13 protein-coding genes are annotated in these 15,909 nt (G+C 57.1%); all 13 read left to right on the forward strand.

Translation table 11 applies throughout. The features are described from left to right. Positions 1–267, forward strand: a 267-nt coding sequence (locus B3V69_RS01300) for a UDP-N-acetylglucosamine 2-epimerase (protein WP_296443069.1), incomplete at its 5' end; no start/stop codon positions are given. Positions 268–276: 9 nt separating this feature from the next. Then, positions 277–1,140 (forward strand): XrtA system polysaccharide deacetylase, encoded by an 864-nt coding sequence (locus B3V69_RS01305; protein WP_296443072.1) that lies wholly within the window; start codon positions 277–279, stop codon positions 1,138–1,140. Next, the gene (locus B3V69_RS01310) at positions 1,124–2,185 is read left to right on the forward strand and encodes a FemAB family XrtA/PEP-CTERM system-associated protein (RefSeq protein WP_296443074.1); all 1,062 of its coding nucleotides are present in this window, start codon (positions 1,124–1,126) and stop codon (positions 2,183–2,185) included. The genes B3V69_RS01305 and B3V69_RS01310 overlap by 17 nt, the downstream gene beginning before the upstream one ends. Then, entirely contained in the window at positions 2,182–3,756 is a 1,575-nt protein-coding gene (xrtA, locus tag B3V69_RS01315) for an exosortase A (protein ID WP_296443076.1), read from the forward strand. Before B3V69_RS01310 ends, xrtA begins: the two co-directional genes overlap by 4 nt. 27 nt (positions 3,757–3,783) lie before the next feature. Next, complete coding sequence (locus B3V69_RS01320; RefSeq protein ID WP_296443077.1) at positions 3,784–5,064, forward strand: nucleotide sugar dehydrogenase; 1,281 nt, start codon at positions 3,784–3,786, stop codon at positions 5,062–5,064. A 29-nt stretch (positions 5,065–5,093) separates the two neighbouring features. Then, on the forward strand, positions 5,094–6,272 hold the full coding sequence (locus tag B3V69_RS01325) for a TIGR03088 family PEP-CTERM/XrtA system glycosyltransferase (RefSeq protein ID WP_296443079.1): 1,179 nt from the start codon (positions 5,094–5,096) through the stop codon (positions 6,270–6,272). A 5-nt stretch (positions 6,273–6,277) separates the two neighbouring features. Further along, complete coding sequence (locus B3V69_RS01330) at positions 6,278–8,203, forward strand: XrtA/PEP-CTERM system amidotransferase (protein ID WP_296443081.1); 1,926 nt, start codon at positions 6,278–6,280, stop codon at positions 8,201–8,203. Next, positions 8,200–9,417, forward strand: a complete 1,218-nt coding sequence (locus B3V69_RS01335) for a TIGR04063 family PEP-CTERM/XrtA system glycosyltransferase (RefSeq protein ID WP_296443083.1) — start codon at positions 8,200–8,202, stop codon at positions 9,415–9,417. The genes B3V69_RS01330 and B3V69_RS01335 overlap by 4 nt, the downstream gene beginning before the upstream one ends. Positions 9,418–9,426: 9 nt before the next feature. Next, on the forward strand, positions 9,427–11,352 hold the full coding sequence (asnB, locus tag B3V69_RS01340) for an asparagine synthase (glutamine-hydrolyzing) (protein ID WP_296443085.1): 1,926 nt from the start codon (positions 9,427–9,429) through the stop codon (positions 11,350–11,352). Beyond that, positions 11,349–12,563: a TIGR03087 family PEP-CTERM/XrtA system glycosyltransferase gene (locus B3V69_RS01345; protein ID WP_296443087.1), complete on the forward strand. Its 1,215-nt coding sequence runs from the start codon at positions 11,349–11,351 to the stop codon at positions 12,561–12,563. Before asnB ends, B3V69_RS01345 begins: the two co-directional genes overlap by 4 nt. Then, positions 12,560–13,876 (forward strand): nucleotide sugar dehydrogenase, encoded by a 1,317-nt coding sequence (locus B3V69_RS01350; RefSeq protein WP_296443090.1) that lies wholly within the window; start codon positions 12,560–12,562, stop codon positions 13,874–13,876. The genes B3V69_RS01345 and B3V69_RS01350 overlap by 4 nt, the downstream gene beginning before the upstream one ends. Further along, positions 13,867–14,934 carry a transglutaminase domain-containing protein gene (locus B3V69_RS01355; protein ID WP_296443092.1) on the forward strand — a complete coding sequence of 356 codons (1,068 nt, stop codon included), beginning with the start codon at positions 13,867–13,869 and terminating at the stop codon, positions 14,932–14,934. Before B3V69_RS01350 ends, B3V69_RS01355 begins: the two co-directional genes overlap by 10 nt. 13 nt (positions 14,935–14,947) lie before the next feature. After that, positions 14,948–15,909: glycosyltransferase family 4 protein (locus B3V69_RS01360; protein WP_296443094.1), on the forward strand; the 962-nt coding region annotated here is incomplete at its 3' end.

The raw sequence follows: 15,909 nt of genomic DNA on the forward strand, positions 1-15,909 counted from the left end.
GAAACGACGGCACTCGGTGTGCCTTGTCTGACGCTGCGAGAAAACACCGAACGCCCTATCACCGTCGAGCAAGGTACCAACATTCTTGTTGGGCGTGATCGGGATGCCATTCTTGAAGCGGTCCAGGAGATTCTGGATGGACGGGGCAAGCGTGGTCGGGTACCCGAGTTCTGGGATGGACATGCCGCCGAACGTATCGCGGCTGATTTGTACCAGTGGTTGAGACAGAGGTCGGCGAGAATGAACTTGAAATCGGCTGTTCAATAGAAAATCGACATGCCAGCCGTCACTATCACCAATGCGCTGACGATCGATGTCGAAGACTATTTTCAAGTCTCTGCATTTGCGCCGCACATTGCCCGTTCCGAATGGAATACGCGTGAATGCCGCGTCGAGCGCAACATCAACTGCATTCTCGAAATGCTGGCGCATCGCGATATCAAGGCAACCTTTTTTACCCTTGGCTGGATTGCCGAGCGCTATCCGCAGTTGGTGCGTCAAATCGTTCAGGAGGGGCATGAACTTGCCAGTCACGGCTATGGTCACGAACGCGCCAGCGATCAGACAGAAGAAGCTTTTTTTTCTGACATTCATCTGGCCAAAGTTGTTCTGGAAGATTTGGCGGGCAGCGCGGTCAATGGCTATCGCGCACCCAGTTTTTCGATTGGTGCAGGCAATCTCTGGGCCTTTGACTGCCTGGCTCGGGCAGGCTACCGCTACAGCTCAAGCATTTACCCTATTCGACACGACCACTATGGCATGCCGAACTCGCCGCGCTTTGCCTACGAGGTACGTCCGGGCTTGGTGGAAATCCCGATCACGACTTTGCGGGTCTTGAACCGTAACTTGCCATCCAGCGGAGGCGGGTATTTCAGATTGCTGCCTTACGCGCTGTCACGCTGGATGCTTAGCCGGGTGAACAACGATGACCGCGAGTCGGGCATCTTCTATTTTCATCCTTGGGAAATAGACACAGGGCAGCCCCGCATTGCGGGTATCAGCAGCAAGACGCGTTTTCGGCATTACGTCAACATTGGCCGTATGCAAGGCCGTTTGAATCAGCTACTGGGCGATTTCAAGTGGGGGCGTATGGATCGAATTTTTCTGGACAAATTTACAAAACATGTCACTGCCACCTGAGAGTTCTGCGCTGACCGTCAAGCGTCTGTTGCCTCAAGACAGCGCCACGGCGGCGCTGTGGGACGAGTTCGTCTTGGCGTGTCCGGATGCCACATTTTTTCATCGCGCTGGTTGGCAGAAAATCGTGCGTGATGTTTTTCGTCATGACACCTATTTTCTGTATGCCGAGGCGGATGGCCGTATCCAGGGTGTATTGCCTCTAGGTCATGTCAACAGTTGGTTGTTTGGCAACTCGCTGGTGGGCCTGCCCTTCGCGGTGTATGGCGGTGTTGCTGCAGTCAGCGCGCAGGTGGCCGATGTGCTGGAACTTGAGGCTCAGCAAATCGCCAAGCGCCTGGGCGTCGCGCATCTTGAATGGCGCAATGTGAATCCGCGTCATGCGGACTGGCCCACACAAGACCTGTATGTCACCTTTCGCAAGGAAATCCTGCCCGAAGAAGATGCCAACATGTTGGCCATTCCGCGCAAGCAGCGGGCCATGGTGCGTAAAGGTATCAAGAACGGTCTTGTGAGTGAAATTGACAGCGGCGTTGACCGGTTCTTTGCCCTTTATGCGGACAATGTTCACCGCCATGGCACACCCGCCATGCCCAAGCGTTACTTCAAGGCCTTGCTTGCCGAGTTTGGCGCTGATTGCGAAGTGCTTACCGTTGTCGCGCAAGATGGCCGCCCGCTTAGCAGCGTGTTGAGCTTTTACTTCCGTGATGAAGTCATGCCGTATTACGCGGGTGACGACGAATCCGCCCGAGATACGGCCGCCAACGATTTCAAATACTGGGAGTTGATGCGCCGCTCATGCGAGCGCGAACTCAAGGTGTTTGACTATGGCCGCAGCAAACAGGGTACCGGTTCTTACGCGTTCAAAAAGAACTGGGGTTTTGAGCCCAAACCACTGCACTACGAGTATTGCCTTTACAAACGCAACGCCATCCCCCAAAACAACCCGTCCAACGCCAAATACAAGCTGCTGATTGAGACCTGGCGGCGCTTGCCTATTGGTTTGGCTAACTGGTTGGGCCCCTTCATCGTTCGGAGTCTGGGATGAATACTTCAGCTATCGCGCAGCCCATACCGTTCACGTTGCCGCATGCTTGGCGGCATGCATTGCCTGCACTCCTGCTGTTACTGGCCTGGATTTTGTTCCTGTACCGCGATACCGCTCTCGCCATGGTATTGATTTGGTCGCGGTCCGAGACCTTTACACATGGTTTTTTGGTTCCACCCATTGCGCTGTGGCTTATCTGGCGACAGCGCCGGAGCATTGCAGTGCAGACGCCTCAGCCGGCGCTTGGAGCTTTCGGGCTGATTGCTGGCGCGGCCTTTGTCTGGCTTATGGGTGATTTGGCGTCTATCAATGCGGTGACTCAAATCGCTTTTGTGGCTCTACTGGTTTTGACCGTGCCTGCCGTGCTGGGCCTGGCGGTAACGCGCTTGATTATTTTCCCGCTGGGCTTCCTGTTTTTTGCCGTTCCGATTGGTGAATTTCTTTTGCCACAACTCATGGAGTGGACGGCAAATTTCACAGTTTCCGCCTTACGCCTGAGCGGCATTCCCGTGTATCGTGAAGGGCTTCGGTTTGTAATCCCTTCCGGTAGCTGGTCGGTGATTGAGGCGTGCAGCGGGGTGCGGTATCTAATTGCCTCGCTCACCGTTGGTACTTTGTTTGCTTACCTGAACTACCAGTCCAGCAAGCGCCGCATCCTGTTTGTGATCGTTTCCATTCTGGTTCCTATTGTTGCGAATTGGATGCGTGCCTACATGATTGTCATGTTGGGGCACCTCTCAGGCAACAAACTTGCGGCCGGAGTCGATCACCTGATTTACGGCTGGGTTTTTTTTGGCATTGTCGTCATGCTGATGTTCATCATTGGCGCCCGCTGGGCTGAGCCAGAGAAAGTAGCGGACGTCATCCGCTCAGGGGGCTCCGTGCAGAAGCCATCTGTGACCGCTGCAGCGCTATGGACAACGACGGCCTGCTTTGCGGGACTGGTAGCCTTGCCCCACGTCGCTTTGTGGACGATTGACCAGGACGAAGGCGCCGGCCCAGTGTCATTCACGGCGCCCACGGTGCTGGCTACGGGCTGGAAAGCCGTTCCTCCGGGTGTGACTGACTTCAAGCCGACTTTTCAGAGTCCGTCTGCCGAAATCAACAACAGTTATGCCAGTCAGGGCCGTGGCGTGGGGCTGTATTTGGGCTATTACCGCCATCAAAATTACGACCGCAAGCTGGTCAGTTCCAACAATGTGCTGGTTGTCAGCAGAGACCCCCGATGGGCCCGAGTGGCGAGTGCTAACCGCGTCGTCACAATGGGAGGTAAGCCGGTTGCCGTGCGCACAGCAGAGCTGCGTGGGGCTGCCTTGGCGGATCATGCCAATGATGGTCGTCTGGTGGTTTGGCAGATTTATTGGATAAACGGCACGTTAACCTCTAGTGACTACGTTGCCAAAGTTTATAGTGCGTTCTATCGTTTGATGGGGCGTGGCGATGACTCCGCAGTCATCATTGTTTACACCTCTAAAAACCAGGCGGGCAGGGCTGAAGACGTGCTTGAATCCTTTTTGTCGGCCAACTACGCGGTCATCGATGAACTGTTGCGCAAGACGCAGCAACAATGATTTAATAAGTTCTATGGAGGTTTTGCAATGACTGTGGTTGCTGTGATCGGTTTGGGTTATGTGGGTTTACCGCTGGTGGTGGAGTTTGGCAAACACTTTCGCACCATCGGGTTTGACATCGCTGTGTCGAAGGTTGAATCGTGCGTGAACGGCGTTGATCCCTCGCGCGAATTGTCCGACGAGGAAATGCGGGCTTCACCGCATGCGGTGTACACGGCAGACCCCAGTATGCTGGCAGAGGCGGACATCATCGTCGTGGCTGTGCCCACACCGGTGGACAACGCCCATATTCCGGATTTTCGCCCTCTCATCGGCTCCAGCACCAGTGTCGGTCGTCATATGAAAAAAGGCGCCATCGTAGTCTATGAATCTACGGTATACCCAGGCGCGACAGAAGAGGTTTGCATTCCCGTGCTGGAGCGCGAGTCCGGCCTGAAATGGAAGCAAGACTTTTTTGTGGGCTATTCGCCCGAGCGAATCAACCCGGGTGACAAAGACCATACGCTCACCAAGATCCTCAAAATTGTGTCCGGTGATACTCCCGAGACGCTGGACAAGGTAACCAAGCTGTATGAGGCGATCATCGTGCCTGGCGTCCATCGCGCATCAAGTATCAAGACTGCAGAGGCCGCCAAGGTGATTGAGAACACTCAGCGGGATCTGAATATTTCGCTGATGAATGAACTGTCCATTATTTTTGACAAGCTTGGCATCGACACGACCGAAGTGCTTGAAGCCGCTGGCACCAAGTGGAATTTTCTTAAATTCAAACCCGGCCTGGTAGGCGGTCATTGCATCGGCGTGGACCCCTACTACCTGACCCACAAGGCCGAGATGCTGGGCTACAACCCGCAAGTTATTTTGGCTGGCCGCCGAATCAATGACGGCATGGGAAAGTTCATTGCCGAGCAGACCATCAAGCACATGATTGCGGCCGGCAGCTACATTAAAGGCGCCAAGGTGAACGTACTCGGACTCACCTTCAAGGAAAATTGTGGAGATTTACGCAACTCCAAGGTCATTGACATCATTAACGAACTCAGGTCGTATGGCGTGGAAGTGTTTGTGACTGATCCGCAGGCCGAGTCGGATGAAGCTATGCGTGAGTATGGCGTGCCATTGTTGCCATGGGCTGACCTGCCCCGAGCGGATGCCATTGTGGCGGCCGTGGCACACAAAGAATTCGCAGCGTTGACCATGGACGATTTCTCAAAAAAACTTGTCAAGGGGGGTGCCTTCATTGACGTCAAGGCTTCTTTTGACCGCAGCACTATCGAAGGGGCTGGCTACAAACTCTGGCGCCTGTAACGGCGACAGGCGAGTTTAAATGGCTGCGTATGCAAGGTGACGAGCGTCCACTGGTGCTTCACATGATGCACCGTTTCGATGTTGGTGGGCTGGAGAACGGCATAGTGAACCTCATCAACCACATGCCCCCTCACGCTTACCGCCACGCTGTGCTGGCGCTGACGGAAGTCACCGATTTCAAGCAACGCATCCAGCGAGACGATGTTGAATTTATTTCACTGCACAAGCCGCCCGGCCACGGGGTGTGGCAATACCCCAAACTATTCAAGCTTTTTCGTCAGCTGCGACCAGCCATCGTGCACAGCCGAAACCTCGCCGCGCTCGAAATGCAGGCCCCCGCCTGGGCCGCCGGTGTGCCGGTTCGCATTCACGGAGAACACGGCCGTGATGTGGGAGATCTGGACGGGAACAACATCACTTGCCAACGCGTGCGCCGTTTCTACAAGCCCTTCGTCCACCACTACATGGCCTTGTCGCGTGATCTGGCGGACTACCTGGTGGAAAAAGTGCGTGTTCGACCCGCAGCCATCACGCAGGCTTACAACGGGGTCGATACTGAGCTTTTTCATTCGGCCCCCGGTGGGCCGAGGCCGATCGCGGGTTGCCCGTTCGACCCGGCGCAGCACTGGTTGGTGGGTACCGTAGGCCGAATGCAAACTGTCAAAGATCCGGTCATGCTGGCGCATGCTTTTGTGCAAGCCCTGGCTCTGGCCCCGGAACTTCAAGCTCACATGCGACTGGTCATGGTGGGGGAGGGGCCCTTGCGCGCGCAAGCGCAAGCGGTGCTCGATGCCGCTGGCGTGGCCCACTTGGCTTGGTTGCCCGGTGAGCGAAGCGACGTCGCTGACATCATGCGTGGCCTGCACGTCTTTGCCTTGCCTTCACTGGGCGAGGGCATCTCCAACACCATTCTGGAGGCAATGGCCAGTGGCCTGCCGGTAGTCGCCACTGCGGTGGGTGGCAACGCCGACCTTGTGATGCAAGGGCATACCGGCTACATCGTTCCTCCTGCCAATCCGCAGGCCATGGCGCATCAGTTGGTGGAGCTTGCCTCCAATCCGGAGCGGGCTGGCAAAATGGGCCAGGTCGGCCGCCAGCGAGTGCAGGCTATCTTTAGCATGCAGGCCATGGTGTCGACCTACCAGTCTGTGTACGATCAGCAGCTGCACCGTGTACGCTCCGTGCACCCCGTCCAACAACATCACTAAATATCATGTGCGGCATTACAGGCATTCTTGACACCCGCGGCACTGGCGACATCAGCCGCGCGGTGCTTCAGCGCATGAACGACTCGCAGCTGCATCGCGGTCCGGACGAGGGCAGCCTGCACATTGAGCCTGGCGTGGGCCTGGGTCATCGGCGTCTGTCCATCATCGACATCGCCACCGGCCAGCAGCCGCTGTTCAACGAAGATGGCACTGTCGTAGTGGTCTTCAATGGTGAAATCTACAACTATCAGCAGCTTATCCCCGAGCTGCAGCACTTGGGCCACGTGTTTCACACCAAGAGCGATACCGAAGTGATCGTCCATGCATGGGAATCCTGGGGTGCCGACTGCGTCAAACGTTTTCGCGGCATGTTTGCATTTGCCCTGTGGGATCGCAACCAGCAAACTTTCTTCATCGCGCGTGACCGCCTGGGCGTCAAGCCCCTGTACTACGCGCTGCTTGACGATGGCACTCTGCTATTCGGCTCGGAGCTCAAGTCCGTCTTGGCTCACGGTGGCCTGCGTCGCGACATTGATCCACTGGCCGTGGAAGAGTACTTCGCGTTGGGCTACGTGGCCGAACCGCGCACTATTTTTAGACAGGCCCGTAAGCTATCACCAGCGCACATGCTAATCGTTCGGCGTGGCCAGCCGGTGGCTGAGCCGGTGGCGTACTGGGATGTCCGATTCAGCCTGGACAACCCGATCCCGGAGGCCGACGCCCAAGCCGAGCTGGTTCAACGTCTGCAGGAATCTGTGCGCTTGCGCATGATTGCGGAGGTCCCGCTCGGCGCTTTTCTCTCGGGCGGGGTGGACAGCAGCGCCGTCGTCGCAGTCATGGCGGGTTTATCGCAAGAGCCGGTTAACACCTGCTCCATCGGCTTTGACGATCCGGCCTTCAACGAATCCGCGTTTGCTCAAAAGGTGGCTGATCGGTATCACACCAACCACCGTCTTGAAATCGTCAAGAGTGACGATTTCGACCTGATCGACACCCTGGCGCGTCTTTACGACGAACCCTATGCCGACAGCTCCGCCATCCCCACCTACCGGGTCTGCCAGCTGGCGCGCAAGCATGTGACAGTCGCGCTGTCGGGCGATGGTGGCGACGAGTCGCTTGGCGGCTACCGTCGCTATCGCATGCACCTGATGGAAGAGCGCATGCGCGCCTTGCTGCCACAAAGTGTGCGCCACCCCATGTTTGGCCTCTTGGGCAAGGTCTACCCCAAGGCTGACTGGGCACCGCGCGTGTTTCGCGCCAAAACCACTTTTGAGGGTCTGGCCCGCAGTTCGGTGGAGGCCTATTTTCATACGATCTCCATCCTGCGTGGTCCCATGCGAGAAGAATTGTTCAGCTCGAGCTTCAAAACCGAGTTGGCCGGGTACAACGCGCAAGAGGTGTTCAACCGCCACGCCAGCCAGGCGGGCACGGATGACCCGCTCGCTCTCATCCAGTACCTGGACCTCAAGACCTACCTGGTTGGCGACATCAACACCAAGGTTGACCGTGCCAGCATGGCTCACTCGCTGGAGGTGCGGGAGCCTTTGATGGATCACGAGCTTGTCGAGTGGCTGGCTACATTGCCATCCAGTCACAAAATACGCGGGCAAGAAGGCAAGTACATCTTCAAAAAATCCATGGAGCCCTACTTGCCGCAAGATGTGCTGTACCGGCCCAAAATGGGTTTTTCGGTGCCGCTGGCGCGCTGGTTCCGCGGCCCCTTGAGGCAGCGCGTGCGTGATGCCGTGCTGGGAGAACGGCTGCTGGCCACCGGCTGGTTCAATACGTCCTACCTGCGCCATCTGGTCGATGCGCACCAATCCGGCGCCCGTGACTACAGCGCGCCGCTGTGGACGCTGCTCATGTTTGAAGCCTTTTTGCGACAAGTCGTAGATGCCGATGATTTTGAACCTGCGGCAGTGACTCCATGAGCTTGCGCATCCTTCACGTCCTTGATCACTCCATTCCGCTACACAGCGGCTACACCTTTCGCACACTTTCCATCCTGCGCGAGCAGCGCAAGCTGGGTTGGGAAACCTTTCACCTCACCAGCCCCAAGCAAGGTCCAACTGCGTCGCTCCAGGAGGATGTAGATGGGATGACGTTTTACCGTACTCCGAGTGTTAAGGGAGCGGGTTTGTTGACCCAAATGCGCCTCACCGCCCACAGGCTGGGTGAAGTCATTCATGTTACGAAGCCGGATGTGATTCACGCGCATTCGCCGGTCCTCAACGCGTTGCCCAGTTTATGGGTTGGGCGACGGCATCGCCTACCTGTCATATACGAAATGCGAGCCTCCTGGGAAGACGCCGCCGTCGATCATGGCACGACGGTTGAAGGCAGTATTCGCTATCGCTTGTCTCGGGCTTTGGAGAGTTTTGCACTCCGTCATGCAGACCAAATTACCACGATTTGCGAGGGATTGCGGGGCGATATAGCCGCACGCGGTATTCCGAATGAACGCATCACCGTGATTCCGAATGCGGTAGATGCCACGATGTTCCGGTTTGGTGTTGAGGCAGATTCGAATCTGCGCCGCTCGCTTGGGCTCGATGGCGCCACGGTGATCGGTTTTGCCGGTTCGTTCTATGGGTATGAAGGCCTGGATCTGCTGCTGGACGCGGCACGGCGAATGCTTCCTCGCCACCCGAATTTGCGTGTACTGCTGGTGGGAGGGGGCCCGCAAGAGAGCAATCTGAAGGCTCAAGCGGCGGCGTCGGGCATGGAAGATCGGGTCATTTTTACGGGTCGGGTCGCACACGCCGATGTACAACGTTACTACGAGCTTATAGACGTATTGGCATACCCCCGGCTGCCCATCCGGCTGACTGAATTGGTTACACCATTGAAGCCGCTTGAGGCCATGGCGCAGGGCCGGATGTTTGTTGCCTCTGATGTGGGCGGGCATCGCGAGCTTGTCCGCCACGGAGAAACCGGCTTCCTGTTTCGTGCCGGCGATGCGGCAGAGCTTGAGAAGGCAATTGATGAAGTGCTGGCGCAACGCGAACGATGGCCGCAGATTCGTATGCAGGCACGTCGCTTCGTGGAGTTGGAGCGCACATGGACTGCCAGCGTAGCGCGTTATCGCGAGGTCTATCAACGGGCACTGGCCTGTTATGACCGCAGTCAACCCGTTCGAGTTTGAGGTCCTATCGTGTGCGGCATCCACGGAATCTATCGTTTTGACGGGCAGGCTGTTGCGCCCGAGATGTTGTCGGCCATGGGTAACGTGACCCGACATCGAGGGCCTGACGACGAGGGCATGCACATCGACGGCGCCTGCGGCATCGCCATGCGGCGACTGTCCATCATTGATCTGGCGGGCGGCCATCAACCCTTGTCTAATGTTGATGAAACACTCTGGTTGGTCTGCAACGGCGAGATATATAACTACCGGGAGTTGCGCGCTGAGCTTCAGGCCAAGGGCTATCATTTCAAAACTGGTTCAGACAGTGAGGTGCTGTTGCATCTCTATGACGCTGAAGGTGATGACTTTGTACTTCGCCTCAATGGCATGTTCGATTTTGCGCTGTGGGATATCCGCCGACGCCGGCTGCTGATCGGCCGCGACCGGCTCGGGGTAAAACCACTTTACCTGCTGCACGACGGGCAGCGTTTGGCTTTCGCTACTGAGGCCAAAGCACTGCTCGCGTTGCCGGGCGTCAGTGCCGAATTGAATCGCAGCGCGGTCGCCAGCTACTTGCACCTGGGCTATGTTGCCGCGCCCGACTGCATCTTCAAGGGTATTCGCAAGCTGCCGCCTGCCACGCTGCTCGCCGTTGAAAACGGCCAAGTGCACGAATGGCGCTATTGGCAGCTTCCCGCGCGCATCGATCACGGCCTTTCCGAGCGTGAGTGGATCGACCGTGTTCGGGTGCGGCTTGAGGAGTCGGTGCGCATGCAGATGGTCAGTGATGTTCCGATCGGAGCCTTCCTCTCAGGCGGCGTCGATTCGAGCGCGGTGGTTGGCTTTATGGCGAAGCATTCTGTTCAGCCCATACGGACTTACGCCATCGGTTTTGTGGGCGGCGAAGCGGAGGCGCTCTACAACGAGTTGCCCTATGCCCGTCGTGTGGCTGAGCTTTTTGGCACACAGCACCGTGAGATCGTGGTTCGTCCCGATGTCGTTTCCCTGCTGCCGAAACTGCTGTGGCACATGGACGAGCCGCTGTCAGACACGGCTTTCATCACCACTTTCCTGGTGTCCGAGTTCGCCCGGCAGGATGTCAAAGTGATTCTCTCCGGCGTGGGCGGCGATGAACTCTTCGGTGGTTATCGCCGTTACCTCGGGGAGCATTACGCGCAGCAATATCGTCGACTGCCGGGCTGGTTACGGCGCTCTGCTGCATCTATCGCTGGGCGGCTGCCGGCCGACCGACACTCCGGCCTGCTCAATACCTTGCGTCTGGCGAAAGGCTTTCTTTCTTCGGCCGAAATGAATGCCGATGATCGTTATCGCAGCTACCTTCAGGTGCTTGATCGGGAGACCGTATCCGCGCTAATGATGCAGCCCGATGCCGGTCAAGCTGACCCGTTAGGTCTTGCGTTTGCCGGGGCGGGTACTCAAGACACCCTCAATCGTATGTTCGCCGTGGACGCCGAAACGCAGTTGCCGGATGATCTACTGCTTCTGACCGACAAAATGAGCATGGCAGTCTCCCTTGAGTGCCGTGTGCCGCTGCTGGATCATCAACTGGTTGAGCTAGCCGCCTCCATGCCAGCCGCATTCAAAGTTCGTGGTGGTCGTCTCAAGCATGTTTTGAAAGAATCCCTTAGTGATCTGCTGCCAAACGATATTCTGAATCGGAAGAAGCGTGGCTTCGGTACTCCCATGGGGGCTTGGCTCAAAAAAGAACTTGCCCCATTGTTGCGGCGTCTGCTGGCCCCTGAAGTGGTTCAGCGGCGCGGACTCTTTCGGCAACCGGTGGTTGACCGCCTTATTGCCGATCACGAGGCGAACCGCGCCGACGGCACCGATGCCTTGCTGGCGCTGCTCAATCTGGAAATCTGGAGCCGGATTTATCTGGATCATCGCGATCCGTCTGACGTGGCGGCAGAACTAAAAAGCTATCTTGCATGAACATTCTCTATCTTTGCCACCGATTTCCTTTCCCACCCAAGCGCGGAGGCAAAATTCGACCCTTCAACATGATCCGGCATTTGTCGGCGAGGGGGCATGAAGTTACCGTTTGCTCGCTGGTTCGTTCACCCGAAGAGGCCGAGGAAGGCAAAGGGATTGCGCCCTACTGTGCCGGTTTCGAGATGGGGCACGTCAAAGAGTGGGTTCAGGTCGCGCGAATGATTGTGCGATTGCCGGTGACAACCCCGTCGTCGATGGGGTTCTTCTATTCGCCGGAACTGGCTGAGCGTGTTCGCGGCTTGCTGGGTTCAAAGAGGTGGGATCTCATCTTTGTTCATTGTTCTTCGGTAGCTCAATACGTTGAGCACGTGCAAAATATTCCGAAAGTCCTCGATTTTGGCGACATGGACTCTCAAAAATGGATCGAGTACGCCAACTACAAGCCGTTTCCCCTGTCGCCTGGGTATCGGCTTGAGGGTGCCAAGATGCTGGCTGCCGAAAAGCGCCTGGCGCGGCGCTTTGATCTATGTACCGCCACTACGCGGGCCGAGTGGGAGACCCTCAACAGCTATAGAACCGGGGCGGATACAGACTGGTTTCCCAACGGCGTGGACGCCGATTTTTTCTGCCCGACCGATGAGCCGTACGACCCCGACACCATCAGCTTCATTGGGCGTATGGACTACTACCCCAATCAGGAGTGCATGGCGCGCTTTTGCCAACAGACATGGCCCTTGCTCAAGAGCGCCCGTCCGGACATGAAGCTGTTGATTGTCGGGGCCGACCCGTCGCCCGCCATGCGCCAGTTGGGCGATTTGCCTGGGGTGACCGTAACAGGCTCAGTGCCGGATGTGCGCCCTTTTGTTCGCAAGTCAGCCTTGATGGTGGCGCCGCTCAACATCGCTCGCGGCACGCAGAACAAGATTCTCGAGGCCATGGCGATGGGCGTGCCGGTTGTGACCAGCAGCATCGCTGCTGGCGGCGTCGATGCCGAGTCCGAGACGCATTTTCTTGTGGCTGACACGCCAGCGGCCTGTGCGCAGGCCATTATGAAAATTGTCGACAGTCCAGCCGAGCGCAATCGCCTGGCTGTGGCCGGACGGCTGCGCATGCTCAGCCACCACGCCTGGCCCCGTTCAATGGCGCGCCTGGACGGCATCATTGACCGCGCCGTCAATAATTTTTCAAAAAGCAAGGGAGTAGTTGCATGAAGATCAGCATTTTTGGACTGGGCTATGTGGGGGCGGTGTCGCTGGCCTGTTTGTCACGCGACGGCCACGACGTGATTGGGGTTGATATCGACCGCACAAAACTTGACTTGATCATGGCGGGTAAGACACCGGTGGTGGAAGAGGGCATGGTTGATCTCATGGCGCGTGTGGCGGCCAGTGGCAAGGTCACAGTGACCACCGATGCACAAGCCGCAGTGCTTGACAGCGAAATATCTCTGGTCTGCGTTGGCACGCCATCGGCGGCCAATGGCAGTCAGGATCAGGGTGCCATTCTTCGCCTGGCTGAAGAAATAGGTCGGGCTATTGCTGAAAAGCAGGAGCCGCATGTGGTCGTTTTTCGTTCAACACTGGTACCGGGCACGGTGGAGGATGTCTTGCGCCCGATCATTGAAGCGCAGTCAGGCAAGAAAGAGGGAGAAGATTTTTTTCTTTGTTTTCAGCCCGAATTTTTGCGCGAGGGCTCCTCCATTCGTGATTACGACAAACCTCCGTTTACCGTCGTAGGCGCCAACCACGCCTATCCGGTCGAGCGTCTGCGAGCGCTGTTTGGCCAGTTGCCGTGTAAATTTCTCGAAACCACGGTGCGCTCCGCCGAGATGATGAAGTACTGCTGCAATAATTTCCACGCCCTCAAGATCACCTTTGCCAATGAAACCGCCCGCCTTTGCGATGCCCTTGGTGTGGACGTGTTCGAGGTGATGGACCTGATGTGCCAGGATACCCATCTGAATATTTCGCGCGCTTACCTGAAACCTGGTTTTGCCTTCGGTGGTTCCTGCTTGCCCAAGGATTTGCGCGCCACTACCTATCTCGCCAAGATGCATGACGTCGAGATTCCCATGCTGGCGGGCATCATGCCGTCCAACCGCGATCATCTTGACCTGGCGCTGCAAAAACTGTTGGCCACTGGCAAACGCAAGATCGGGTTTGTTGGTTTGTCATTCAAGACCGGGACCGACGACCTGCGCGAGAGTCCGCTGGTCACCCTGGCCGAACAATTGATTGGCAAGGGCATGCAGCTTTCCATTTATGACCCCGAGGTCCGTCTGGCCCAACTGCTGGGTGCCAATCGCAGTTTTATTGAGAAACATCTCCCCCACATTGGGCAGATGTTGCGCGCCGAAATAGAGGGCGTTATTGACGAGTCCGAGGTCGTGGTGGTCGGGCTCGCTGATCAGGCGGTTTTCGACACGCTGGCAAGTCGCTGCCGGCCCGACCAGGTCGTGCTTGACCTGGTTAACCTGCCCAACTGTGCAGCCATTCGGGCCAAGGTGGAAGGCTTATGCTGGTAGACCGGGACAAGTCGTCGGGCCTTGCATTGCGGTGGCGTCGCGGTGTCTGGCTCAGCCTCGCGGTGCTCGTTCTTTCTGTGTTGTCGCTTGCGCCGTACCTGACCAGCTCCACCGAGCTTGTGCGCATGCGCAATGCCTTGCTCTTGACTGACCAAACCCCAGTCAACTTCAATTGGACCCCTGCCAGCGTGCCTCCCAGCTTCTTGCAAGAGCGTGGGCCTTCTGATCCGTTTTTTGTTGACGTGGCGGCTCGTCTCGGGCTGGCGGCGCTGCCTGACGACTGGGCGCGCACCTTGGCCATCAGTCGTCATCTGTTGGGCAGCAGTCCGGTGCTGCTGGGAGGGGCCGATAAGGCAGACCTGCGTGGTACTTATCGACGCATCGTTGGCAGCGGGGAGGGCTACTGTGGCGATTTTGCGGACGTGTTCATGGCCATTGCCCTCGCTGCGGGCATGCCCGTGCGGTCCTGGGCGTTCTCTTTTGACGGGTTCGGCGGTGATGGGCATATTTGGCCCGAAATATGGAATCGGCAACTGGGGCGATGGCAACTGGTTGATATTTTCAACAATTACTATTATTTCGAAACGGTGGGGGTACCACTGTCTGCCCTTGAGTTTCGTCAGGCCTTGCTCAGCAATTCACCGCAACTCAAGCTGGCGCCGCTTTACCCGGGTGCCAGGGTTGGCTGGTTTATTGAACAAAAAGCCTGGCGCTATTACCGTCGCGGGTTACCCGAGTGGTACATGTGGTGGGGCAACAATGTGTTTACCTACGACCGGGCTTTGTTGGTTCGTACATTCTCTGGCGTCTCGCGTTCACTGGAACAGTTGGGTGGCATTGCGCAAGGGGTATTTCCGCCAGTGAAATTGATGGTCACCGAGGCCAACCGCGACCAGGTCAATGCGATGTGGCGTCTGCGCATGCATCTTTTCGCTGTTGTGTGGGTGGCATCTCTGGCGACGCTTGCAGCGCTATTTTGTTGGGTTGCGGCGGTGCGAGTCCGGCGTCGCCAGCACTCCGTTTTATCCAGGGCCAGCGCGGTACAAGATGGTCAATAGCGCAACATGCAAATTGGAAGCTTCTGCAGCGAACCCGTTGCCGCGTGTTGGCCTGGTCGGTCCTTTGCCGCCACCCTCGGGCGGGATGGCGAATCAATGCCAGCAACTTATCCTGTTGCTCCAGTCGGAAGGTGTGGACGTTGAATTTGTACGAACCAACAGCCCGTATCAACCGCGTTGGGTGGGCCGCATTCCCCTGTTGCGCGCTGTTTTTCGACTGGTTCCATATCTGGCACATTTGTGGCGGACTGCCGGGCGGGTCGATGTGATGCACATCCTGGCCAACTCCGGGTGGGCCTGGCATCTTTTTGCAGCGCCAGCGATGATCATCGCGCGCTTGCGGGCGACCCCGGTTATCGTCAATTACCGGGGTGGGAATGCGGATCCTTTTTTTGCACAGGCCCCCAAGTATGTTCTGCGAATGCTTGCGAAGGCATCCATGCGCGTGACGCCTTCGGTATTTTTGCAGAGAGTCTTTGCCAATCACCGCTTGAGTGCCGATGTCATCTCAAACATTATTGACTTGTCACGTTTTACGCCGACGCGGCCGAGAGTATTCGGCGATTCGCCTCATATTATTGTCACCCGCAATCTGGAGCCCATCTACGACATCCAGACCGCAGTCCGTGCCTTTGCGGTCATTAAACATTCGTTCGCGGGGGCGACATTGACGATCGCTGGCAGTGGCCCCGAGCTTGCCAATCTGAAGGCTCTGGTGTTGAAACTTAAGCTGACGGATTACGTGCGATTTTCAGGTCGCATTGACAACGCCTGCATTCCAGCCTTGTATGCGTCGGCTGACTGCATGATCAATTCAAGTACGGTCGACAACATGCCCATCTCGATCCTTGAAGCCTTTGCCAGTGGTGTGCCAGTGGTTAGCACCTGTGCCGGCGGCATTCCGGATATGGTCGAGCACGGTGTCTCCGGCTTATTGGTGCCAATCGGCGACGATCAAGCCATGGCCCGGGAAGT

The organism is Rhodoferax sp. UBA5149 (genome assembly GCF_002413825.1).
Lineage (GTDB): Bacteria > Pseudomonadota > Gammaproteobacteria > Burkholderiales > Burkholderiaceae_C > Rhodoferax.